24 protein-coding genes and 1 tRNA gene are annotated in these 21,499 nt (G+C 61.9%); 6 read left to right on the top strand and 19 right to left on the bottom strand.

The window, feature by feature from the left end; genetic code table 11:
- The 8 genes from B2S33_RS10290 to trmJ all read right to left on the bottom strand — a co-directional run.
- Nucleotides 1–491, bottom strand: a 491-nt coding sequence (locus B2S33_RS10290; RefSeq protein ID WP_288650219.1) for an Hsp70 family protein, incomplete at its 3' end; no start/stop codon positions are given.
- Nucleotides 492–533: 42 nt separating this feature from the next.
- Complete coding sequence (gene hscB, locus B2S33_RS10285) at nucleotides 534–1,055, bottom strand: co-chaperone HscB (protein ID WP_027913687.1); 522 nt, start codon at nucleotides 1,053–1,055, stop codon at nucleotides 534–536.
- Between the two features lie 8 nt (nucleotides 1,056–1,063).
- Nucleotides 1,064–1,387: an iron-sulfur cluster assembly protein IscA gene (iscA, locus tag B2S33_RS10280; protein ID WP_023533425.1), complete on the bottom strand. Its 324-nt coding sequence runs from the start codon at nucleotides 1,385–1,387 to the stop codon at nucleotides 1,064–1,066.
- A gap of 29 nt (nucleotides 1,388–1,416) precedes the next feature.
- A complete protein-coding gene (iscU, locus tag B2S33_RS10275) occupies nucleotides 1,417–1,803 on the bottom strand; it encodes a Fe-S cluster assembly scaffold IscU (RefSeq protein ID WP_003248539.1) in 387 nt (128 codons plus the stop codon).
- 46 nt (nucleotides 1,804–1,849) lie between these two features.
- Nucleotides 1,850–3,064, bottom strand: a complete 1,215-nt coding sequence (locus tag B2S33_RS10270) for an IscS subfamily cysteine desulfurase (protein WP_027913686.1) — start codon at nucleotides 3,062–3,064, stop codon at nucleotides 1,850–1,852.
- Nucleotides 3,065–3,109: 45 nt separating this feature from the next.
- Entirely contained in the window at nucleotides 3,110–3,601 is a 492-nt protein-coding gene (gene iscR / locus B2S33_RS10265; protein ID WP_288650217.1) for a Fe-S cluster assembly transcriptional regulator IscR, read from the bottom strand.
- Nucleotides 3,602–3,783: 182 nt separating this feature from the next.
- Nucleotides 3,784–4,569 (bottom strand): serine O-acetyltransferase, encoded by a 786-nt coding sequence (gene cysE / locus B2S33_RS10260; protein WP_023533458.1) that lies wholly within the window; start codon nucleotides 4,567–4,569, stop codon nucleotides 3,784–3,786.
- Between the two features lie 3 nt (nucleotides 4,570–4,572).
- Entirely contained in the window at nucleotides 4,573–5,328 is a 756-nt protein-coding gene (gene trmJ, locus B2S33_RS10255; RefSeq protein ID WP_027913684.1) for a tRNA (cytosine(32)/uridine(32)-2'-O)-methyltransferase TrmJ, read from the bottom strand.
- 150 nt (nucleotides 5,329–5,478) lie between these two features.
- Here trmJ and suhB point away from each other — a divergent pair, with 150 nt between their 5' ends.
- Entirely contained in the window at nucleotides 5,479–6,297 is an 819-nt protein-coding gene (suhB, locus tag B2S33_RS10250) for an inositol-phosphate phosphatase (protein WP_023533392.1), read from the top strand.
- A 103-nt stretch (nucleotides 6,298–6,400) separates the two neighbouring features.
- On the opposite strand, the gene B2S33_RS10245 is transcribed toward suhB, so the two are convergent.
- The 6 genes from B2S33_RS10245 to queA all read right to left on the bottom strand — a co-directional run bounded on the left by B2S33_RS10245 (nucleotide 6,401) and on the right by queA (nucleotide 12,467).
- Nucleotides 6,401–6,943, bottom strand: coding sequence for a glycine zipper 2TM domain-containing protein (locus tag B2S33_RS10245; protein WP_027913683.1), 543 nt, complete (start codon nucleotides 6,941–6,943; stop codon nucleotides 6,401–6,403).
- Between the two features lie 118 nt (nucleotides 6,944–7,061).
- The gene (gene secF / locus B2S33_RS10240) at nucleotides 7,062–7,970 is read right to left on the bottom strand and encodes a protein translocase subunit SecF (protein ID WP_027913682.1); all 909 of its coding nucleotides are present in this window, start codon (nucleotides 7,968–7,970) and stop codon (nucleotides 7,062–7,064) included.
- 10 nt (nucleotides 7,971–7,980) lie between these two features.
- Entirely contained in the window at nucleotides 7,981–9,843 is a 1,863-nt protein-coding gene (gene secD, locus B2S33_RS10235) for a protein translocase subunit SecD (RefSeq protein ID WP_028687027.1), read from the bottom strand.
- Nucleotides 9,844–9,907: 64 nt separating this feature from the next.
- On the bottom strand, nucleotides 9,908–10,243 hold the full coding sequence (yajC, locus tag B2S33_RS10230) for a preprotein translocase subunit YajC (RefSeq protein WP_023533309.1): 336 nt from the start codon (nucleotides 10,241–10,243) through the stop codon (nucleotides 9,908–9,910).
- A gap of 44 nt (nucleotides 10,244–10,287) precedes the next feature.
- Nucleotides 10,288–11,403, bottom strand: a complete 1,116-nt coding sequence (tgt, locus tag B2S33_RS10225) for a tRNA guanosine(34) transglycosylase Tgt (RefSeq protein WP_161780411.1) — start codon at nucleotides 11,401–11,403, stop codon at nucleotides 10,288–10,290.
- A 14-nt stretch (nucleotides 11,404–11,417) separates the two neighbouring features.
- Nucleotides 11,418–12,467 (bottom strand): tRNA preQ1(34) S-adenosylmethionine ribosyltransferase-isomerase QueA, encoded by a 1,050-nt coding sequence (queA, locus tag B2S33_RS10220; protein ID WP_027913679.1) that lies wholly within the window; start codon nucleotides 12,465–12,467, stop codon nucleotides 11,418–11,420.
- A 105-nt stretch (nucleotides 12,468–12,572) separates the two neighbouring features.
- On the opposite strand from queA, the gene B2S33_RS10215 reads away from it, so the two are divergent.
- Together B2S33_RS10215 and B2S33_RS10210 are read left to right on the top strand one after the other, a co-directional pair.
- Nucleotides 12,573–12,657, top strand: a tRNA-Leu gene (locus tag B2S33_RS10215).
- A 279-nt stretch (nucleotides 12,658–12,936) separates the two neighbouring features.
- Nucleotides 12,937–13,584 (top strand): trypsin-like peptidase domain-containing protein, encoded by a 648-nt coding sequence (locus B2S33_RS10210; protein ID WP_110606896.1) that lies wholly within the window; start codon nucleotides 12,937–12,939, stop codon nucleotides 13,582–13,584.
- Here B2S33_RS10210 and B2S33_RS10205 read toward each other — a convergent pair whose 3' ends face one another.
- Nucleotides 13,585–14,640, bottom strand: coding sequence for a diguanylate cyclase (locus tag B2S33_RS10205; RefSeq protein WP_280077982.1), 1,056 nt, complete (start codon nucleotides 14,638–14,640; stop codon nucleotides 13,585–13,587).
- 245 nt (nucleotides 14,641–14,885) lie between these two features.
- Here B2S33_RS10205 and B2S33_RS10200 point away from each other — a divergent pair, with 245 nt between their 5' ends.
- Entirely contained in the window at nucleotides 14,886–15,779 is an 894-nt protein-coding gene (locus B2S33_RS10200; RefSeq protein ID WP_027913663.1) for a bestrophin family protein, read from the top strand.
- Between the two features lie 33 nt (nucleotides 15,780–15,812).
- On the opposite strand, the gene phnE is transcribed toward B2S33_RS10200, so the two are convergent.
- Genes phnE through B2S33_RS10180 form a run of 4 tightly spaced genes read right to left on the bottom strand, consistent with a single transcriptional unit; the run spans nucleotide 15,813 to nucleotide 19,070 of the window.
- Nucleotides 15,813–16,580 (bottom strand): phosphonate ABC transporter, permease protein PhnE, encoded by a 768-nt coding sequence (gene phnE / locus B2S33_RS10195; RefSeq protein ID WP_280077983.1) that lies wholly within the window; start codon nucleotides 16,578–16,580, stop codon nucleotides 15,813–15,815.
- Entirely contained in the window at nucleotides 16,577–17,404 is an 828-nt protein-coding gene (locus B2S33_RS10190; RefSeq protein WP_110606888.1) for a PhnE/PtxC family ABC transporter permease, read from the bottom strand. The genes phnE and B2S33_RS10190 overlap by 4 nt, the downstream gene beginning before the upstream one ends.
- Entirely contained in the window at nucleotides 17,398–18,207 is an 810-nt protein-coding gene (locus B2S33_RS10185; protein WP_256674430.1) for a phosphonate ABC transporter ATP-binding protein, read from the bottom strand. Before B2S33_RS10185 ends, B2S33_RS10190 begins: the two co-directional genes overlap by 7 nt.
- 8 nt (nucleotides 18,208–18,215) lie before the next feature.
- Nucleotides 18,216–19,070 (bottom strand): putative selenate ABC transporter substrate-binding protein, encoded by an 855-nt coding sequence (locus B2S33_RS10180; RefSeq protein ID WP_027913659.1) that lies wholly within the window; start codon nucleotides 19,068–19,070, stop codon nucleotides 18,216–18,218.
- Between the two features lie 196 nt (nucleotides 19,071–19,266).
- Between B2S33_RS10180 and selD the strand changes: the two genes are divergently transcribed.
- The gene (gene selD / locus B2S33_RS10175) at nucleotides 19,267–20,301 is read left to right on the top strand and encodes a selenide, water dikinase SelD (RefSeq protein ID WP_280077984.1); all 1,035 of its coding nucleotides are present in this window, start codon (nucleotides 19,267–19,269) and stop codon (nucleotides 20,299–20,301) included.
- Nucleotides 20,301–21,404, top strand: a complete 1,104-nt coding sequence (gene mnmH, locus B2S33_RS10170) for a tRNA 2-selenouridine(34) synthase MnmH (RefSeq protein ID WP_280077985.1) — start codon at nucleotides 20,301–20,303, stop codon at nucleotides 21,402–21,404. Before selD ends, mnmH begins: the two co-directional genes overlap by 1 nt.
- Nucleotides 21,405–21,499: the final 95 nt, after the last annotated feature.

Genomic DNA, 21,499 nt, shown 5'->3' with positions numbered 1-21,499 from the left:
GCGTCATCGAAATAGGCCGGAACGGTGATCACCGCACCGACCAGTTCACCGCCCAATGTCGCCTCGGCGCGCTCACGCAGCACCTTGAGGATGTCCGCCGAGACCTGCACCGGGCTCTTGGGCCCTTGCACCGTATCGATGAAAGGCATGTGCGATTCGCCACCGACGAAGCGGTAGGGCAATTGCTGGCCCAACTGCTTGACGTCGGCCAGGCCGCGACCCATCAGGCGCTTGACCGACAGCACGGTGTTCAGCGGATCGCTGGAGGCAGCGTCACGCGCTGCCTGCCCGACTTCGCTGCCGCCAGCTTCGAGGTAACGCACCGCCGAAGGCAGAATCACATTACCTTGCGCATCGGGCAGGGGCTCGCTCACGCCGCTGCGCAATGCAGCGACCAGGGAATTGGTGGTGCCCAGGTCGATCCCTACCGCCAGGCGGCGCTCATGGGGCTGGGGCGTTTGACCGGGTTCGGCAATCTGCAATAGGGCCATGCTTATCTGAATACCTTAGGTGCCATCACGGGTAGCACCGGGTTAATCGTCGAGGCGCTCTTCCAGTTGGCGCACTTCTTGGGCGAGCTTGTCGAGGAATTGCATTCGGCGCATCAGGCGTTCGGCCTGCTCACGCGCGTCGGCAACATCCCAGCAGGCGGCGAAATCCTCGTTGAGCGTGTCTTGAGCAGCCTTCAGGCGCTTCTTGAACACGGCCACGCCATCGAGGTCGGCTTCGTCCTGGAGGTCTTCGAGCTCCTCACGCCACTGCATCTGCTGCAGGAGGAAATCCGGGTCATGGACCGTGACCTCCTGCGGCACTTCGTGGCCACCGATCGCCAACAGGTAGCGCGCACGGCGTGGTGCACTGCGCAGCGTCTGGTAGGCGTCGTTGAGGGCAGCGGATTTCTCCAGCGCAGAGCGTTGCTCGCGCTCGGAGGCATCGGCAAAACGATCAGGATGGACTTCGCGGGCCAGCTCGCGATAGCGAGTGGCCAGCATCTCAAGGTCCAGTCGAAAACTCGGCTGCAGGTCGAACAGTGCAAAATGACAAGGAGTACCCACGGTCGGCCTCAGACGTTGAAGCTTTCGCCGCAGCCACACTCACCGCGCACGTTGGGGTTGTTGAACTTGAACCCTTCGTTCAACCCTTCCTTGACGAAGTCCAGCTCGGTGCCGTCAAGATAAACCAGGCTCTTGGGATCGATGATCACCTTGACGCCATGGTTCTCGAACACCTGGTCCTCGCCCGCCAGCTCGTCCACGAACTCCAGCACGTAGGCCAGGCCCGAGCAACCGGTGGTGCGTACGCCAAGGCGAATGCCTTCACCCTTGCCCCGCCCTTCCAGGGAACGCCGCACATGATTGGCGGCGGCTTCTGTCATGCTGATAGCCATGAGAACTCCTTACCTTGCAACAGGCGACGTTAGATCAAGCCTTTCTTCTGCTTGTAATCGCGAACAGCGGCCTTGATGGCATCTTCGGCGAGTACCGAGCAGTGGATCTTGACCGGCGGCAATGCCAGTTCTTCGGCCAGCTGGGTGTTCTTGATGGTCTCGGCTTCGTCCAGGGTCTTGCCCTTCATCCACTCGGTGGCCAGGGAGCTGGACGCGATGGCCGAACCGCAGCCGTAGGTCTTGAACTTGGCGTCTTCGATCACGCCCTGCTCGTTGACCTTGATCTGCAGGCGCATCACGTCGCCACAGGCCGGTGCGCCGACCATGCCGGTACCGACATCCGGATCCTCGGCATTCATCTTGCCGACGTTGCGCGGGTTTTCGTAGTGGTCGATGACCTTTTCACTGTATGCCATGGTGCAATTCCTTCCTCATCAGGGAGCCGCTCTTGCCGGCGACTGCTTAGTGGGCGGCCCACTCGATCTTGGAGATGTCGACGCCGTCTTTGTACATGTCCCAAAGTGGGGACAGTTCACGCAGCTTGTTCACGGCCTCGCAGACTTTCTGCGCGGCGTAATCAACCTCTTCCTCGGTGGTGAAGCGGCCGAAGGAGAAGCGGATGGAGCTGTGCGCCAGCTCGTCGTTACGGCCCAGTGCACGCAGCACGTAGGACGGCTCGAGCGAGGCGGAGGTGCAAGCCGAACCGGACGAGACGGCGATGTCCTTGAGCGACATCAGCAGCGATTCGCCCTCGACGTAGTTGAAGCTCAGGTTCAGGTTGTGCGGCACGCGAGCAGTCAGGCTACCGTTGACGTACAGTTCTTCGAGGCTGGATACCTGCTTGAAGAAGCGGTCGCTCAAGGCTTTGATGCGTGCGTTTTCAGCCGCCATGTCCTGCTTGGCAATGGCGAATGCTTCGCCCATGCCGACAATCTGGTGCGTCGGCAGCGTACCCGAACGCATGCCGCGTTCGTGACCACCGCCGTGCATGGCTGCCTCGAGGCGTACCCGCGGCTTGCGGCTGACATACAGCGCGCCGATCCCTTTGGGGCCATAAACCTTGTGCGCGGAGAACGACATCAGATCGACCTTGAGCTGCTGCAGATCGATTTCGACCTTGCCGGCAGACTGGGCGGCATCGACGTGGAACAGCACGCCGCGCGAACGGGTCAGTTCACCGATGGCGGCAATGTCGTTGATCGAGCCGACTTCGTTGTTCACGTGCATCAGCGAGACCAGGATGGTGTCGTCACGCAGGACCGCCTCGACCATGGCCGGGGTGACGATGCCGTCTTCGCCCGGTTCCAGGTAGGTGACTTCGAACCCCTCACGCTCCAGCTGGCGAGCGGTATCGAGGACCGCCTTGTGCTCGATCTTGGAGGTGATGATGTGCTTGCCCTTGGTCTGATAGAAGTGCGCAACACCCTTCAGGGCCAGGTTGTCGGACTCGGTGGCACCGCTGGTCCAGACGATTTCGCGCGGGTCGGCATTGATCAGCTCGGCGACCTGACGGCGACCGTTCTCGACCGCTTCTTCGGCTTTCCAGCCAAAGACGTGGGAGCGCGAAGCCGGGTTACCGAAGTTACCGTCAGCCGTCAGGCATTCGGCCATCTTCTGGGCTACGCGTGGGTCGACCGGGGTGGTCGCGGAGTAATCGAGGTAGATCGGCAACTTCATTTTTCTCTCCTATCAGGCGGTGGCGTCGCTCGTCGTCCCGAAGGATCAATCGACGGCGGACGTCTCAATCTTGTCCAGCGGGGCAGACAGACCAGCGACGCGGCACAGGTCCTGACGCTGAGCGACTTCCTGCACCTCACGGCGCATGACGAGGTCGGCCAGACTGATGCCACTGAGGAACTCGTGAATCTGCTGACTGAGGTCGCACCACAAGTGGTGGGTCAGGCAGGTATCACCGGCATGGCAGTCCCCAAGCCCCTGGCAACGGGTGGCATCGACCGATTCGTTGACCGCATCGATGACCTGGGCGACCTGGATGGTCTCCATGCCGCGCGACAGCTGATAACCGCCACCGGGGCCGCGAACGCTGGAAACCAGGCTGCTGCGGCGCAGCTTGGCGAACAGCTGTTCCAGATAAGAAAGGGATATGCCCTGGCGCTCGGAGATGTCGGCCAAAGACACCGGCCCATGCTGCGCGTGCAACGCCAGGTCGAGCATGGCAGTCACGGCGTATCGGCCTTTGGTAGTCAGTCGCATGGCTATTGGGTACCACGGGAGTTACGGGATGTGTGCAAGTATGCGATTCCCGAGCATTTAAGTCAACTATTAGACCTAGTGCCTTAGTCGGGTTTGCATGAGGGGAGGCGGCCGCGATTGTAGCAGACACGGGGGCGATAGCACATGCCCCCATGCCAGAACCCGCGCCTGACGCGGCGGGATCAATGCGGCTGGATGTCGCGCTTGGCCAACTGCGCCTGTTCGGTGAAGTCATCTTCAGGCAGCGCTGGCAGCTCCTTGGCGCAATAGTCACTGCCCATCCGCGTCAGCGCACCGCACATGCCTTCCAGGCGCTCATCAACGGCCTGCAGATGGTCAAGCATCTGGCCAATGGCACGGGCGACCGGGTCGGGCATGTCGCCACTGACCCCATAGGCATCGAAACCGATCTTCTCGGCCATGGCCTTGCGCCGCGCCTCGACATCGCCCTGCTCGTCCTTGACGATGATGCGCCCGGGGATGCCAACAGCCGTGGCGCCGGCTGGCACCGCCTTGGTCACCACCGCATTGGAACCGATCTTGGCCCCGGCCCCTACGGTAAACGGCCCCAGCACCTTCGCACCCGCACCGACCACTACGCCGTCCTCCAGCGTTGGGTGACGCTTGCCTTTATTCCAGCTGGTACCGCCCAGGGTTACGCCTTGGTAGAGCGTCACGTCGTCACCAATCTCGGCGGTTTCGCCAATGACGATGCCCATGCCATGGTCGATGAAGAACCGCCGCCCTATCGTGGCGCCCGGGTGAATCTCGATACCGGTCAGCCAGCGACCGAAGTTGGACACCAGCCGCGCCAGCCACTTGAAGTCCCGCCGCCACAGGGCATTACCCAACCGGTGCAGCCATATGGCATGCATCCCGGGGTAGCAGGTCAGCACTTCGAACGCGTTGCGCGCCGCTGGATCACGGTGGAACACACTTTGAATATCTTCACGCAGACGTTCCAGCATCTGTCAGTCCTTCCGTTTATGCGGCTCACCCCGGACCACCTTCTGGGTCTCGGTAAGAATGCCGCGCAAAATGCTCATTTCCGTACGCTCCACTGCCACCCGACCGTAAAGCCTGCGAAGACGCGGCATCAGGTGCTTGGGCTTTTCGGGATCAAGGAAACCAATGTCGACCAGGGTTTTTTCCAGATGGTCGTAGAACAGCTCCATCTCGTCCATCGTGGCCAAGGCGTCGGCGTCAGCCTTCTCAACCTGGGCAGGCGAGCGGTCGTTCGCCAGGCTGGCCATGCGCACTTCATAGGCCAGTACCTGAACAGCCGCGGCCAGGTTCAGCGAACTGAAGTCGGGATTGGAGGGGATGTGCACGTGGAAGTGACATCGCTGCAACTCTTCATTGGTCAGCCCGGCATGCTCGCGCCCGAACACCAAGGCGATCTGCTCGCCCCCGTCGGCATGCTGCACGGCCTTGTCGCCGCATTCACGTGGGCCGATAAGAGGCCATGGAATGCTGCGCTCACGGGCACTGGTGCCCATCACCAGATTGCAGCCGACCAATGCCTGCTCCAAGCTGTCGACGACGATGGCGTTACCCAGCACATCGTCCGCGCCCGAGGCGCGCGCGCTGGCCTCGTCGGCAGGAAACTGCTTTGGCTGCACCAGCACCAGACGCGACAGGCCCATGTTCTTCATGGCGCGAGCAGCGCCGCCGATGTTGCCGGGGTGGCTGGTGTTGACCAGAACGACACGAATATTCTGCAGCAAGGTCTCGTGCTCACAGTGGCGGAAATCAGGGCCTGGAATCTTACAGAACCGACAGGCGTAACGCCACGCACGCGAATGCGCCCTTCTGCCGCCACAATTTTCTGTTAGAATGTTCGGCTTTCTTCTTTAACATCTCCAGGTGACCCGCCCATGCAGCCTATGCTGAATATCGCCCTGCGCGCCGCTCGCAGCGCCAGTGAACTGATCTTCCGCTCCATCGAACGCCTGGATAGCATCAAGGTCGATGAGAAAGAGGCCAAGGACTACGTTTCCGAAGTCGATCGCGCTGCCGAGCAGAGCATCGTCAATGCCCTGCGCAAGGCCTACCCGAACCACTCCATCCTGGGCGAAGAAACTGGCCTGCACGCCGGCTCCGGCGAAGAAGGCAAGGACTACCTGTGGGTCATCGACCCGCTGGACGGCACCACCAACTTCCTGCGTGGCATTCCTCACTTCGCCGTCAGCATTGCCTGTAAATACCGTGGTCGCCTGGAGCACGCCGTGATCGTCGACCCGGTACGCCAGGAAGAGTTTACTGCCAGCCGTGGCCGTGGCGCTCAACTGAACGGCCGCCGCCTGCGCGTCAGCTCGCGCACCAGCCTGGACGGCGCCCTGCTGGGCACTGGCTTCCCCTTCCGCGATAACCAGATGGCCGACCTGGACAATTACCTGGGCATGTTCCGCAGCCTGGTAGGCCAGACCGCCGGCATCCGCCGCGCTGGCGCGGCGAGCCTGGACCTGGCCTATGTGGCCGCAGGTCGTTTCGATGCATTCTGGGAGTCGGGCCTGTCCGAATGGGACATGGCCGCAGGCGTGCTGCTGATTCAGGAAGCAGGCGGCTTGGTGAGCGACTTCAATGGCGGCCATGACTTCCTCGACAAAGGCCACATCGTCGCCGGCAACATCAAGTGCTTCAAGGCGGTACTGACCGCCATCCAACCGCACCTGCCTGAAAGCATGAAGCGTTGAGCATTTGATTGCAGGAAAACAAAAGCACCCCTCGGGGTGCTTTTTTCATGCCTGCCAGCCCTGCATCACCGGCGTCGGCACAGGGCCAACGCCGGCAGCAGCATCACTGTCCGGCATCGCTGAGAATCAGCTTGCCGTTCTTGTCCACTGGGATGGTAGAGCCTGGCTCACGGTTCATCTTCACCTGGCCGACCTGATCGCCGATGGTGTACTTGACGTTATAGCCCACCACTTTTTCACTGATGTCGTTGACCGTGTTGCAGCGGGTCTGGGTCGTGGTGTAGGTGTCACGCTGCTGCATGCCCTCCTGCACCTTGTTGCCAGCATACCCACCACCCACCGCACCGGCCACGGTCGCGATCTTCTTGCCGGTGCCGCCGCCGATCTGGTTGCCCAACAGGCCACCGGCCAACGCGCCGACCACAGTGCCGGCGATCTGATGCTGGTCCTTGACTGGCGCCTGGCGAGTGACGGTCACGTCCTTGCACACTTCGCGCGGGGTCTTGACCTGCTGCTTGATCGGCTGCACGTCGGTGACCTGAGCATACTCAGGCCCTTTGTTCACCAAGCTGTAGGTCGCCACAGCACCTCCGGCAGTGACACCGACAGCACCTAGCACCGCACCCACCAGCATTGATTTATTCACGTGAACCTCCTGATCGTACATACGGGACTTGGCCCGCTTTCTCCTTGCCTTGGAGCAAAAAAAAGGGCGCGAGTTCAACACTCGCGCCCTCTCGTCCGCCAAGCGGAGCGTCAGTCGGTCACGGACGGTCGTCCACGCCCTCGGTCTTTGCCGGCGGAATCAGGTCTTCGCTGTTCAGGTTCAGCCAGATCAGCACCACGTTGGCGATGTAGATCGACGAGTAGGTACCGGCCATCACGCCGATGAACAGGGCCAGCGAGAAGCCGAACAGGTTGTCACCGCCGAAGAACAGCAAGGCGGCAATAGCCAGCAAGGTAGACACCGAAGTCGCCACGGTACGCAGTAACGTCTGGGTGGTGGAGACGTTGATGTTTTCGATCAAGGACGCCTTGCGCATGACCCGGAAGTTCTCACGCACCCGGTCGAACACGACGATGGTGTCATTGAGCGAGTAGCCGATGATGGCCAGCACCGCCGCCAGCACCGTCAGGTCGAAGGTGATCTGGAAGAACGACAAGATGCCCAGTGTCACGATCACGTCGTGGATCAGCGAAATGATGGCGCCTACTGCGAATTTCCACTGGAAGCGGAACGCCAGGTAGATAAGGATGCCACCCAGCGCCAGGAGCATGCCCATGCCGCCCTGGTCACGCAGCTCTTCACCCACCTGCGGGCCGACGAACTCGACACGCTTGACGGTGGCTGGGTTGTCACCGCCGGCCTTCTGCAAGGCTGCGGCGACCTTGTTGCCCAGCTGTGGGTCATCACCCGGCATGCGCACCAGCAGGTCGGTGGTGGCACCGAAGCTCTGCACCACTGCCTCGTGGAAACCCGAGTCGACCAACTCGGCCCGTACCGCCTTGAGATCGGCCGGGCGCTCGTAGGTCAGCTCGATCAGCGTGCCGCCAGTGAAGTCCAGGCCGAAGTTCAGGCCCTTTTGCCACCAGCTGAACAAGGCCAGCACGGTGAGCAGTACGGTGACGCCGAAGGCGACATTGCGTACACCCATGAAATTGATGGTTTTCATCGCAGCTCCCTCAAACCCACAGCTTCTTGATGTCACGCCCGCCACAGGTCAGGTTGACCAGGGCACGGGTGACCATCACAGCAGTGAACATCGACGTGAAAATCCCGAGGGACATGGTGACCGCAAAGCCTTTGACCGGCCCGGTGCCCATGGCAAACAGGATGCCGCCCACGAGCAAGGTAGTCAGGTTGGCATCGACGATGGCCGAATAGGCGCGGTTGAAGCCTTCATGAATAGCGCGCTGAACAGACATGCCTGCAGCCAGCTCTTCACGGATTCGAGAGAAGATAAGCACGTTGGCATCCACCGCCATGCCCATGGTGAGCACGATACCCGCGATGCCTGGCAATGTCAGCGTAGCGCCCAGCAAGGACATCAACGCCAGCAGCAACACCATGTTGCCGGCGAGGGCGATAGTGGCCAGCACACCGAAGGCCCGGTAGATCGCAATGATGAACAGCGAGACGAACAGCATACCCCACAGCGAGGCGTCGATGCCCTTGGTGATGTTGTCGGCCCCCAGGCTTGGGCCGATGGTACGCTCTTCAGCGAAGTACATCGGTGCAGCCAGGCCGCCGGCACGCAGGAGCAGGGCCAGTTCAGACGATTCGCCCTGGCCGTTCAGCCCCGTGATACGGAACTGGCTACCCAGCGGCGACTGGATGGTCGCCAGGCTGATGATCTTCTTCTCTTCCTGGAAGCTCTGGACCGCAACGTCCTTCTCGACGCCATCGACCGTCTGCTTCACGTAGCGGGTGACAGGCTTCTGCTCGATGAAGATCACCGCCATGCTGCGACCAACGTTGCTGCGCGTCGCGCGGCTCATCAGTTCGCCGCCATGCCCGTCCAGACGAATGTTCACCTGCGGGCGGCCATGCTCGTCGAAGCTGGCCTGGGCGTCGGTCACCTGGTCACCGGTGATGATCAGGCCACGCTCGACGGGCGCCGAACGCCCCCCTTCACGGAACTCGAACACTTCGGTGGTGGCTTTGGACGCGCCCGGCTCGGCACCGAAACGGAACTCCAGGTTGGCCGTCTTGCCCAGAATACGCTTGGCTTCGGCAGTGTCCTGCACACCCGGCAGCTCGACCACGATGCGGTTGGCGCCCTGGCGCTGCACCAGCGGCTCGGCGACACCCAGCTCGTTGACACGGTTACGCACGGTGGTGAGGTTCTGCTTGATCGAGTATTCGCGAATCTCGGCCACTTTCGCCTGAGACAGCGCCAGACGCAGCACGGCGAGGTCATTGCGCTCGGTGGTGGTCAGGTCGAAATCGTTGAAATTCTTGCGGATCAGGGCACGTGCCTGTTCGCGCGTAGCGTTGTCAGCAAAGCCGAGCATGATGCCACCGTCCTGCTGCGGCAGGCTGCGGTAGCGGACCCGCTCCTTGCGCAGCAAGGTCTTGACCTCGCCTTCGTAGACTTTCATGCGGGCGCTCATGGCCTTGTCCATGTCCACTTCCAGCAGGAAGTGCACGCCACCGGACAGGTCCAGGCCCAGCTTCATGGGGCTGGCACCCAGGTTGCGCAACCACTGCGGGGTGGTTTGTGCCAGGTTCAGCGCCACGACATAGTCATCGCCCAGCGCCTTGCGCACCACATCCTTGGCGGGCAGCTGGTCTTCCTGATTGGTCAGACGAATCAGGCCACTGCCCTTCTCACCCAGGCTCACGCCTTTGACTGCGATGTTTGCATCGACCAGCGCCTTGCTGACGCGATCGAGATCGGCCTGGTTGACCTGCAGCGCCGAGCTGGCACCGCTGATCTGCACGGCCGGGTCATCCGGGTAGAGGTTGGGAGCGGAATAAATGAAACCGATCGCCAGTACCAGCAGGATCAGTGCGTATTTCCACAGAGGGTATTTGTTCAGCATCACGCCGCCCGTTCAAGACGCGGGGCGCGTTGCGCGCCCCGACTGGAAAAATGAAACCGGTAACTCAGATAGCCTTGAGCGTACCTTTTGGCAGGGTCGCGGCAATGGCGCCCTTCTGGAACTTCAGCTCGACAGTGTCGGACACTTCCAGCACCACGAAATCATCGGCCACTTTGACGATCTTGCCGGCAATGCCACCGTTGGTGACAACTTCGTCACCTTTCTGCAAGTTGCCCAGCAGGTTCTTCTGCTCTTTGGCACGTTTGGCCTGTGGACGCCAGATCATCAGGTAGAAGATGACCAGGAAACCGACCAGGAAAATCCACTCGAAGCCAGTACCGGCAGGGCCGGCGGCGGGGGCTGCAGCGTCCGCGTATGCGGCGGGGATCAAGAAGCTCATGGGTGCACTCCTAATGCGAATATTTTAATAATGGATGCAGACAGTCAGTCCAAGGGCGGTACAACAAGCCCGCGCTTGGCGTAGAAGGCGTCGACGAAGGCGGCCAATTTACCTTGTTGAATAGCCTCGCGTAAACCGGCCATCAAACGCTGGTAATGGCGCAAGTTATGGATGGTATTCAACATGCTGCTGAGCATTTCGCCACACTTGTCCAGGTGATGCAGATAGGCGCGGGAGAAGTTGCTGCAGGTGTAGCAGTCACAGGTCGGATCCAGTGGCGATTCATCATGGCGATGGAACGCGTTGCGGATCTTGATCACCCCGGTGTCGACGAACAGGTGGCCGTTGCGCGCGTTGCGCGTAGGCATCACGCAGTCGAACATATCGACGCCGCGGCGCACACCCTCAACGAGATCCTCCGGTTTGCCTACCCCCATAAGGTAACGAGGTTTGTCAGCCGGCATCTGCTCTGGCAAGTAGTCCAGCACCTTGATCATCTCATGCTTGGGCTCACCCACCGACAGGCCGCCGATGGCCAGGCCGTCGAAGCCGATGTTCTCAAGCCCTTCCAGGGAGCGCATGCGCAGGTCCTGGTACATGCCGCCCTGAACGATGCCGAACAGCGCGGCGGTGTTGTCGGCATGGGCGTTCTTCGAGCGCTGGGCCCAGCGCAGCGACAGCTCCATGGACGTACGGGCGATGTCGTGCTCGGCAGGGTATGGGGTGCACTCGTCGAAGATCATCACCACGTCCGAACCCAGGTCACGTTGCACCTGCATGGATTCTTCCGGGCCCATGAACACCTTGGAGCCGTCCACGGGAGAGGCGAAGGTCACGCCTTCTTCCTTGATTTTGCGCATGGCGCCCAGGCTGAAGACCTGGAAGCCACCGGAATCGGTGAGAATCGGGCCTTTCCACTGCATGAAGTCGTGCAGCCCGTTGTGCTTCTTGATCACCTCGGTACCTGGGCGCAGCCACAGGTGGAAGGTGTTGCCCAGGATCATCTCGGCACCAATGGCCTCGATGTCACGGGGCAACATGCCCTTGACCGTGCCATAGGTGCCCACCGGCATGAACGCCGGGGTTTCGACCGTGCCACGGGGGAAGGTGATGCGGCCACGACGGGCCTTGCCGTCGGTGGCCAGCAGTTCGAAGGACATTCGGCAGGTGCGACTCATGCTTGCTCCTCGGGCCCGCGAGGCGCCGGATTGCGGGTGATGAACATGGCATCACCGTAACTGAAGAAGCGGTACCCCTGCTCGACCGCCGCCGCGTAGGCAGCCATGGTCTCGGGGTAACCGGCGAAGGCCGAGACCAGCATCAGCAGCGTGGACTCAGGCAGATGGAAGTTGGTAACCAGCGCATCGACCACGTGGAATGGGCGGCCGGGGTAGATGAAGATATCGGTGTCACCGCTGAAGGGCTTGAGCTGGCCATCGCGGGCGGCGCTTTCGAGCGAGCGCACACTGGTGGTGCCCACGGCGATCACGCGCCCGCCGCGGGCACGGCAGGCCTCGATGGCGTCGACCACATCCTGGCTCACTTCGAGCCACTCTTTATGCATGTGGTGATCTTCAATCTTGTCGACCCGCACCGGCTGGAAGGTACCGGCGCCCACGTGCAGGGTGACGAACGCGCGCTCCACCCCTTTGGCGGCGATCTGCTCGAGCAGCGCCTCGTCGAAATGCAGGCCTGCGGTAGGCGCGGCGACAGCGCCTGCCTTTTCGGCGTAGACCGTCTGGTAGCGCTCCCGGTCCGCACCTTCGTCAGGGCGATCGATGTAGGGCGGCAGCGGCATGTGGCCGACGCGGTCGAGCAGCGGCAATACCTCTTCGGTGAAACGCAGCTCGAACAAGGTGTCGTGGCGCGCAACCATTTCAGCTTCACCGCCACCGTCCACCAAAATGACCGCCCCTACCTTGGGCGCCTTGCTCGCCCGCACATGGGCCAGCACACGGTGGCTGTCGAGCACACGCTCGACCAACACTTCGAGCTTGCCGCCGGAGGCTTTCTGACCGAACAGCCGCGCCGGAATGACCCGGGTGTTGTTGAACACCATCAGGTCACCCGGGCGCAGATAGCCCAGCAGGTCGGGGAATTGCCGGTGCTCGCGTGCACCGCTTGGCCCGTCGAGCACCAGCAGGCGGCTGCCATGGCGCTCGGCCAACGGATGGCGGGCGATCAGGGAATCGGGAAGTTCGAAGGAGAAATCGGCAACGCGCATGATGATGTTCGGTTCGGCAGGGCCGGGAAGTTTAGCCCAACGAATGAAAATTGACCATGAAAGACGATTGACCGACCGACGGCACCTCTCTATACTGCGCGCCACGCCCTGATGGCGGAATTGGTAGACGCGGCGGATTCAAAATCCGTTTTCGAAAGGAGTGGGAGTTCGAGTCTCCCTCGGGGCACCAAATCCGAAAAAGCCGACCTTAAATGGTCGGCTTTTTTTTGCGCCGAAAAAACCATTCAGTGCAGCACATTTGCTTGGCGCCAGCCCATTGATTTGCTGGTGACTGACCATGCAGCAATGCTATTGGCCAGTGGCCATACCCGCCGCCTACCCTCACTTCGTCGGATAAAAGCCGAACGTATTGCCTGGCTGATGGCATTTAGCCATAGTGCAGCTCCTCTCAACCCCCTCCCCCCTCGTGTGACCAATGAAAACAACCGCGCCCTGTATGGCGGCAATGATGCTGCTAAGTGGGTGCAATGGAGTGCCAACGTCCTACGTTTCAGACCCGGTCTACAGTCAAGCTTTCGTGGTGACGTCCGGGGCACCGCTGCCCATGCTGCTGATGGCAAGCGCCATCCAGTGGAACGCAGATTATGCCGTCACCGCCAAACACACGCCTTTCCTGCGCAACGTGGTCCACGAAGGACTAGGCGATGTGGTGTTCTTCAAGCACAAAGCCAGCGAAATACCGCACTGGCGACAATATGTGCCTGGAGAAACGGTCACGGCAGTGGGCTACAACAGCTTGATGATGCCCGTACAAGGCAAGGGCCACGCGCTCTCGTCACTGGTCCGGCTCGATGGCACCCCTGGCAGCGTGTTCTATTCGGTGCACGACGGGCCGATCACCAAAGGGATGTCTGGCGGCCCGGTATTCGCCGATGACGGTAACGTGGTAGGCATCAACATCGCCATCATCCCTACCAGCGGCATCGATGCCGTCAGACGACCGGACCTGGTGGGCAAGGACCGGGTCAGTGTGTTCATGTCCTTCAGCGAGATCGACAAAGAATGGCGGCGCTACCAGTACATGCTGGCGCGCAAGTCCAAACCCGCGGCCCCAACTTCGATCAAGGGCTTCGTGGCCGTTGCAGCAAAACCCTGATCAGGCGAGCTCAGAAGCCTGGGGCGCCAGGACGATGCAATTTCGGCCGGCGCGCTTGGCGGCATACAACGCCATATCGGCGGCGTGCAGCCAGGCCTGGGCATCGGTAATGCCTGCATGATAAGGGGCGATGCCGATACTCAGGCTCAGGGTAAGGTGCGGCAGCGCCGGGTCGCGGAACGCCTCCACGGCCAGGCGCAGCCGCTCCAGCACATCCCTTGCTTGCCCTGGAGTCGTATCGGGCAGCATCACGCAGAATTCGTCTCCTCCGTAGCGGGCCGCAGGGTCGTGCTTGCGCAGATGCAAGGAGAGCGTGGCACTGATCACCCGCAGGATGTTGTCACCCACCTGGTGGCCATGACGATCATTGACCTGTTTGAAGTGGTCCACGTCGATCAGGGCAAGGCAACTGCTCCCGGCGTTGGCTCGGCAACGCGCGAATTCGCGCAGCAGCAGTTCCTGCCACGCCCCATGGTTGCTCAGGCCCGTAAGGCTGTCGGTCTGGCTCATGCGGGCCAGTGCACGTTTATGCTGGCCCAATTGGACAGTCACCTGATAGCAGATCATGCCAATGGCCATGGGGTAGATCAGCAGGATCGGCAGACACGCCAGCATCTGCACCTGCGTGGTGGCCGGAAAAAGCGGCGGCGCGAACAGCCACAGGCCCAAGGCGATGCCGATGCCCTGGGCAATCACCGTTCTGATCAACAGGGGCCAGCCACCTGCCGCGATCTTGTCCATGGCAATCATCGACAGGATGATCACGCTGGGCAAAGGATTGAGCCCCATGGCACCCGCCCAGCAACCCCCGGCGAATCCATCGACCACCAAGTTACGCTGCTCGGTCTTGTAGGGCTGGACAGAAACCCGGGCTATCTGAAACGCAAGGTGCGGCCAGACAAAACCGTGTGCCAGTAACAGCGCCCACACCCACCACTCTGGCTGCAATGGCGCAATGCCGATCAATACACAAAAAAAGCCGAGGCCGGTTCCGATGGCGCGTGGTGCATACATGCGTTTGGCGAAGGAAAGGCCCGTGCCGGTGCGCTCGATCATGGCGGGATACCGAGAAAATAAGGCGGAAGGTGCAGGGTACAGCTGCAGAGCATGTGCATGCTGAGGCAAGGCATTGTGCCACCATCCAAATCGGGCCGGCAAACGCGTCTGGATGAAATGCACACACCCATTCGGATATCACGCCAGCACTTGTCAGCCCCATACGCGTTGCAACAACCTCATGCAGAACCTTCGGCGGGACTCAGCGTCCCATCCAAGGTCCTGAACCCGTAAAGGTGCGCCATTTGAAAGACGTCATCATCCGCAAATACCGCCTGGTCGTGAAAACCTTCGGCTACATCGGTTGGTCACTGTTCTGGCTGCTGATCTGGGACGTGCTGGTCACCATTGATTTCATGCTGTTTCTCAACAGCAAGTTCACCCTGCCCCTGATCCCTCTTTCATTGATGGGTTCGGCGCTGGTCGTGCTGGTGAGCTTTCGCAACAGCAGCGCCTACAACCGCTGGTGGGAGGCCCGTACCCTGTGGGGCGCGCTGGTCAACAGTTCCCGCAGTTTCGCCCGTCAGACGCTGACGCTGATCGATGACCCTGACGATGGATTGAATCCGGTCAAGGCGACCCTGCTGCGTCGGCACATCGCCTATATCAATTGCCTGGCCGCACACCTGAAGGGGGAAAAATGCCCACAAGAGCTGGTGGCGTTTATCCCTGAGGCAGAATTCGAGCGGCACCACGGTTCCAACAATTTTGCCAATGACATCTTGAGTGGTTCCGCCGCGTTACTGGCCAGGGAATATCAGGAGGGCCGGCTGGACAGCATCCGTCTGGCTCGCCTTGAGTCCACCCTGGTGGACTTGTCCAATGCACAAGGTGGCATGGAGCGCATCGCCAATACGCCACTGCCCTACCCTTATGTGTATTTCCCTCGGTTATTCATCACGCTGTTCTGCCTGATCGTACCGGTCGGCCTGGTAGAGTCGCTGGAATGGTTCACGCCCCTGGCCTCCACGGTTGTAGGCTTCATGCTGCTGGCGATCGAGCGCATCGGTACCGACTTGCAGAGCCCGTTCCGCTTCAGCGAACACCAGATCCAGATGGATACCATCTGCGAGACGATCGAGCGCAACCTGGAATCGATGCAGCGTGGCGCGCAATCGGGCGAGGCGGTGAGCGCCTGAGAACGGGCAGCGGTCACAGGGCCGCTGGCCTGATCAGGCCCTTACGAAACGTTGGCGCAGTACATCACTGAGCGCATCGACCAGAAACACCAGCGCCAGCATTCCAATGATCACCGTACTGGCCTGGGCCTCCTGGAACAGGCTCAAGGTGGTGTAGAGCAGCTGTCCCAAGCCTCCGGCACCGACGAAGCCCAGTACACTGGCCATGCGTATGTTGTTTTCCCAACGGTACAAACTGTAGGCAAGCAATTGCGGCCACAGGTTGGGCAAGGTGCCGTAGCAGAAGGCTGCTACCTGCCCCGCGCCTTGCAGGCGTAAGGCTGCTGCAGGTTCGGGCGAGGCGTTTTCCAGCGCTTCGGCAAACAGCCGTCCCAGTACGCCAGCGGTGTGCAGCGCCAACGCCAGGGTGCCGGCGTTTGGTCCCAGTCCAGCTGCCAGCACCGTCAGCGCGGCCCACACCAGCTCCGGAATAGCGCGCAGCGCATTGAGCAGCAACCGGGCCAGCGCCCGCAGCGGCCAGCCAAAGCGGCCTGCCGCCGGCAGCGCCAGCAACAGGCCCATGATGGCGGCCAGCAACGTGCTGATGCCAGACATGGCCAGGGTCTCCAACGCGCCCTGCCCCACGGCTCGCAGATGCTCGCTGGACAGGTCCGGGGCCAGGAACCGCCCGGCATACTGGCCCATCTGGGCCAGCCCACCGTTGCCGATCAAGGCACCGAAATCCAACCCCAGGTAAGCGAACGAGCCGACGATGGCTGCCAGCAGCGCGGCCAACAGGGCTAGGTTGATGAGCCGATTCATGCAAGCCTCCAGCGCAATAACCGGCTGAGCCCATCGGCAAGCATCACCAAGACCAGGAACGTCAGCAACATGCTGGCGACCTCGGCGCCAGCGAACATGCGCATGGACAGGTCGATCTGCTGACCCAGACCGCCGGCCCCCACGAACCCCATCACCACCGATGCCCGTACTGCACATTCCCACCGATAGACCGTGTAGGACACCGCTTCGCTGGCGGCATTGGGCAGGATGCCGTAGAAAAAGGCAGCCAGCCGTCCACTGCCCGCCTGCAACAAGGCGTGGGCAGGCCGTTGGTCCACCGATTCGAAGATTTCCGCATACACCTTGCCCAGCATGCCGCTGTAGGTAATGGCAATTGCCAGCACGCCAGCCGTGGGCCCCAGGCCTACGGCGCGCACGAACAACAGTGCCCAGACGATTTCAGGCACGCTGCGCAGGAAGATCAGCACTCCCCGTACGGGCAGCCGCACCAGGCGCGACCAGACACCCGGGCGCCCGCCACGTGAGGCAGCGCTCAGGGACAAGGCGCGGCTGGCCAGCAACGCCGCCGGCACGGCCAGCAGCCAGGCGAGTACCATGCCAGCGGTGGCCACAGCCAAGGTCTGTAGCGTGGCCTCCAGCAATAGCTCGAGAAAGTCGCGTTCATGTGCCGGTGGCCAGAATGCCCCTGTGAAACGTGCCATCTGCTCGCGGTTTTCGGCCTGCAACAGCACGACCGGATTGAGCTCGCTCAATTGGATACCCGGCCACAGGACCGCGATGGCCAGCAACCCGATCAGTACCCTCGGCACCATTGCCGGATCACGGCGACTGGCGCTCAGCATCTGGGCAACTGCACGTGGGGGCTTGTAGCATCAACACCACGTCCAGCCACCAACTGCTCGTTGGCATACAGCGCCTGCAGCAGCTCGTCGGTCACCGCCTGGGCCGGGCAGTCGAACAGCACGCGCCCTTCGCGAATGCCGATCACCCGGGGAAAGTGGGCCAATGCCAAATCGACCGCGTGCAGGCTGGCCACCAACGCCACACCAGTGGCCTGGGCATGCCGGTTGAGCAACGCCAGGCTGTGATCAGCCAATACTGGGTCCATCGCCGACACTGGCTCGTCGGCAAGCACGATACGGGGTTGCTGATAAAGCACCCGCGCAATACCTACTCGCTGAAGCTGGCCACCCGACAGTTGACCGCACTGCACGAACAGCTTGTCTGCAAGACCCAGTTCGGCCAGGGCCTGGCGCGCACCAGGCACATCGCAGGGATACAGCAGGTTGAGCAGACTGCGTCCAAGCCCCCATTGGCCCAGGCGGCCCGCGAGCACCGCAGTGACCACCCGCTGGCGCGGCGGCAGCGGCGGCGCCTGGTGAACCAGGCCTACCTGGGCCCGCAGGCGCTGCCGGGCCCCTGTCGACAACGCCCATGGCTGCTGCCCGAGCACCTCCAGACGACCGCTGCTAGGCCTGGTCGCCGTGGCCATCAGGTGCAGCAAGCTGGACTTGCCGGCCCCCGATGGGCCGATGATCGCGACGCGCTCCCCCTGTGCGATGCGCAAGGTCACGGCCTCCACGGCGCGCACCGCACCATGCCGCAAGCTTGCACCTTGCAGCGCGATGACTGCCTCAGAAGGCACGGCAGACGTCACTTGAGCAAGCCGGCCTCGCGGGCGGCCTGCTCGGTGCCCGCGTAGTTTTCCGGTTTGGTTTCGATGAAGCGGCTGGCAGCCTGCAGGTCGAGAATGGCTTTTTGCTCTGGATCGGCAGGGTCGAGGTTCAGGAAGGCCTGTTTGATCTTCTCCTTGAGGGCCGGGTCCATGTTGCCACGCACCGTCCAGTTGTAGTCGAAATAGGTCGGGGTCGTGGCAAACACGCGCACCTTGGCGGTATCGACCTTGCCGGCGTCCACCAGCTTCTGCCAGACGCTGGCGTTGAGCACACCGGCATCGACCTTGCCAGCCTGCACCCAGGCCACGGTGGCGTCATGGGCACCGGAATAGGCGACGCGGCTGAAGTACCCTTCAGGCTTGATGTTGTCCTGCTTGAGCATGAAGTAGCGTGGCATCAGGCTACCGGACGTGGAAGAAACGGACCCGAAGGCGAAGGACTTGCCCTTGAGGTCCGCAAGGCTTTTCACCGCAGGGTCGGCAGTGATGAACTTGGAGGTGAACTGGGCGTCCTGCTCGCGTTGCACCAGCGGCGTGGCCGTCGGATCCTTCAGGTGCACCTGCACGAATGTAAATCCGCCCAGCCACGCCAGGTCCAGCCGATCGGAGGCCAGCGATTCGACCACGGCCGGATAATCAGCCACCGGCACGAACTTCACCTGCATGCCCAACTGTTTGGACAAGTATTCGCCCAGGGGTTTGAACTTGCGTTGCAGTTCGGTGGGCGCCTCGTCAGGAATGGCGCTGACACGCAGTGTCTCTGCCGCCTGGACGGCCAGGGCACAGCAGGACAGCACCAGGCTGGCGGCGAGCGCCATAGGACGTTTGAGCATGGGTTTCTCCGGTTCAATAGCGGGGAATGGGGGCGAATTCGAGGCTGCGCGCAGTAACAGGCGGCGCATGTGCGCTGCCTTGCCGACGTGCAGGTTGCAGCTCGATGCAAGTCATTGACCCAACGATTATAAGAGCCGCAGGCCCAATGACCAGCTTTGCTACAATCGGGCGATAAATTGACCTGCCGAGGTACACATGAGCGAGCCGATTCGCCTGACCCAGTACAGCCACGGTGCCGGCTGTGGCTGCAAGATATCCCCCAAGGTGCTGGACGTCATCCTGGCCGAAAGCGGTGCCCAGGCCCTGGACCCGAAACTCTGGGTCGGCAATGCGTCGCGCGACGATGCCGCCGTGTATGCCCTGGACGAGGAGCGCGGGGTGGTGTCGACCACCGACTTCTTCATGCCCATCGTCGATGACCCCTACGATTTCGGCCGCATCGCGGCAACCAATGCCATCAGCGATATCTACGCCATGGGCGGCGATCCACTGATGGCCATCGCCATCCTGGGCTGGCCGGTCAACGTCCTGGCACCCGAGGTTGCTCGTGAGGTAATCCGCGGTGGCCGGGCTGTCTGCGCCGAAGCCGGCATCCCGCTTGCTGGTGGTCATTCCATCGACGCCCCCGAGCCGATTTTCGGCCTGGCGGTAACCGGCGTGGTCAGCAAGCGCCATCTCAAGCGCAACGACACCGCCACGGCGGGCTGCCGCCTGTATCTGACCAAGCCGCTCGGCATCGGCATCCTCACCACTGCCGAGAAGAAAGCCGTGCTGCGCGAGCAGGATCGAGGCGTGGCGCGCGACTGGATGTGCACCCTGAACACGCCGGGCAGCCGATTTGGCAAGCTCGACGGGGTCAAGGCCATGACGGACGTCACCGGGTTTGGCCTGCTCGGCCATCTGGTTGAGCTTGCAGAAGGCAGCGGCGTGACCGCACACCTGGACTACGCCAAGGTGCCCCGCCTGCCGAGTGTCGAGCACTACCTCGCGGCCGGCTGCATTCCGGGGGGTACGCTGCGCAACTTCGAGAGCTACGGGCACAAGATCGGCGCGCTCAGTGACGATCAGAAGCACTTGCTGTGTGATCCGCAGACCAGCGGCGGGCTGCTTGTGGCCGTGACCCCGGAGGGTGAAGACGCATTTCTCGCGGCAGCCGCCGACCTGGGCTTGCAGCTGTCGCCTATCGGCTATCTGGCAGAGCGACAGAGCCACGCAGTCGAGGTCGCCTGATGCGGCCAGACTGCACCGATTTCCGTCAGTTGTTCCTCGACGATGTGCCGATGATGGACATGCGCGCGCCCGTCGAGTTTGCCAAGGGCGCCTTCCCCGGCGTGATCAACCTGCCCCTGATGAACGATCTGGAACGGCAGAAGGTGGGCACCTGCTACAAGCAGCAGGGCCAGGCTGCCGCCATCGCCTTGGGTCATCAACTGGTGGGCGGCGCCACCAAGCAGGCCCGTCTGGAGGCGTGGGTGGCCTTCACCCAGGCTCACCCGGAAGGCTATCTGTATTGCTTTCGTGGTGGCCTGCGTTCACAGATCGTCCAGGGATGGTTGCGCGATGAAGCCGGTATTCGCTACCCGCGTATCAGCGGGGGCTACAAGGCGATGCGCAACTACTTACTGGAAACCACGGAGCAGGCCGTCAGCGAGTGTGATTTCGTACTGGTTGGCGGCTTGACCGGGACTGGCAAGACCGACGTGTTGCAGCAGCTGGGCAACGTGCTGGACCTTGAAGGCCATGCCAATCATCGCGGTTCGAGCTTTGGCAAACGCGCCACCGGGCAACCGGCCCAGATCGACTTCGAGAACCAGCTGGCCATCGATGTGCTGAAAAAGCGCGCGCAGGGTATCGGCCAATTCGTGTTGGAGGATGAAGGGCGCATCGTTGGCAGTTGCACGGTGCCTTTGTCTTTGTACCAGGGCATGCAGCAGTACCCGCTGGTGTGGCTGGAGGACAGTTTCGATGGCCGGGTCGAGCGCATCCTGCGCGACTATGTCATCGACCTCAGTGCCGAGTTCATCGCCCTGCATGGCGAGCAAGCCGGGCTGCACTTGTTCGCGCAGCGCATGCTGCAGAGCATGGCCAACATCCGCAAGCGCCTGGGCGGAGAGCGCCATCAGCGGCTCACGGCGCTGCTGGAGCAGGCGTTGGAAGAGCAATTGCGCAGTGGCGGTGTGGACCTGCACCGAGGTTGGATCGAGGGGCTGCTCAACGAGTACTACGACCCGATGTATGCCTATCAGCGTGAAGCGAAGGCCGAGCGGATCGAGTTTGTTGGGGATGCTGTGCAGGTGCGGGAGTATCTGGCGCAACGCGCGCGGCGCAAGTAGGGTCTGAGCCGGGCAACCCGGCAGCTGCCAGCTCTCGCTCTTACTCGACTCTGGCCTTTGATCTTGATCTTGACCTCGATCTTGATCTTGATCTT

The sequence above is a fragment of the Pseudomonas sp. UBA5568 genome, assembly GCF_002425525.1.
GTDB lineage: Bacteria > Pseudomonadota > Gammaproteobacteria > Pseudomonadales > Pseudomonadaceae > Aquipseudomonas > Aquipseudomonas fulva.
This window is presented reverse-complemented; position numbering and strand designations above follow the sequence as displayed.

What these genes read in the sequence shown, in the direction of transcription:
- iscA (WP_023533425.1), bottom strand. Translation starts at nt 1,387, where the DNA reads ATGGCTATCAGCATGACAGAAGCCGCCGCCAATCATGTGCGGCGTTCC.
- iscU (WP_003248539.1), bottom strand. Translation starts at nt 1,803, where the DNA reads ATGGCATACAGTGAAAAGGTCATCGACCACTACGAAAACCCGCGCAAC.
- B2S33_RS10270 (WP_027913686.1), bottom strand. Translation starts at nt 3,064, where the DNA reads ATGAAGTTGCCGATCTACCTCGATTACTCCGCGACCACCCCGGTCGAC.
- iscR (WP_288650217.1), bottom strand. Translation starts at nt 3,601, where the DNA reads ATGCGACTGACTACCAAAGGCCGATACGCCGTGACTGCCATGCTCGAC.
- cysE (WP_023533458.1), bottom strand. Translation starts at nt 4,569, where the DNA reads ATGCTGGAACGTCTGCGTGAAGATATTCAAAGTGTGTTCCACCGTGAT.
- suhB (WP_023533392.1), top strand. Translation starts at nt 5,479, where the DNA reads ATGCAGCCTATGCTGAATATCGCCCTGCGCGCCGCTCGCAGCGCCAGT.
- secF (WP_027913682.1), bottom strand. Translation starts at nt 7,970, where the DNA reads ATGAAAACCATCAATTTCATGGGTGTACGCAATGTCGCCTTCGGCGTC.
- secD (WP_028687027.1), bottom strand. Translation starts at nt 9,843, where the DNA reads ATGCTGAACAAATACCCTCTGTGGAAATACGCACTGATCCTGCTGGTA.
- yajC (WP_023533309.1), bottom strand. Translation starts at nt 10,243, where the DNA reads ATGAGCTTCTTGATCCCCGCCGCATACGCGGACGCTGCAGCCCCCGCC.
- tgt (WP_161780411.1), bottom strand. Translation starts at nt 11,403, where the DNA reads ATGTCCTTCGAACTGCTGGCCACCGACGGCAAGGCCCGTCGTGGCCGC.
- queA (WP_027913679.1), bottom strand. Translation starts at nt 12,467, where the DNA reads ATGCGCGTTGCCGATTTCTCCTTCGAACTTCCCGATTCCCTGATCGCC.
- B2S33_RS10210 (WP_110606896.1), top strand. Translation starts at nt 12,937, where the DNA reads ATGCTGCTAAGTGGGTGCAATGGAGTGCCAACGTCCTACGTTTCAGAC.
- B2S33_RS10205 (WP_280077982.1), bottom strand. Translation starts at nt 14,640, where the DNA reads ATGATCGAGCGCACCGGCACGGGCCTTTCCTTCGCCAAACGCATGTAT.
- phnE (WP_280077983.1), bottom strand. Translation starts at nt 16,580, where the DNA reads ATGAATCGGCTCATCAACCTAGCCCTGTTGGCCGCGCTGCTGGCAGCC.
- B2S33_RS10190 (WP_110606888.1), bottom strand. Translation starts at nt 17,404, where the DNA reads ATGCTGAGCGCCAGTCGCCGTGATCCGGCAATGGTGCCGAGGGTACTG.
- B2S33_RS10180 (WP_027913659.1), bottom strand. Translation starts at nt 19,070, where the DNA reads ATGCTCAAACGTCCTATGGCGCTCGCCGCCAGCCTGGTGCTGTCCTGC.
- selD (WP_280077984.1), top strand. Translation starts at nt 19,267, where the DNA reads ATGAGCGAGCCGATTCGCCTGACCCAGTACAGCCACGGTGCCGGCTGT.
- mnmH (WP_280077985.1), top strand. Translation starts at nt 20,301, where the DNA reads ATGCGGCCAGACTGCACCGATTTCCGTCAGTTGTTCCTCGACGATGTG.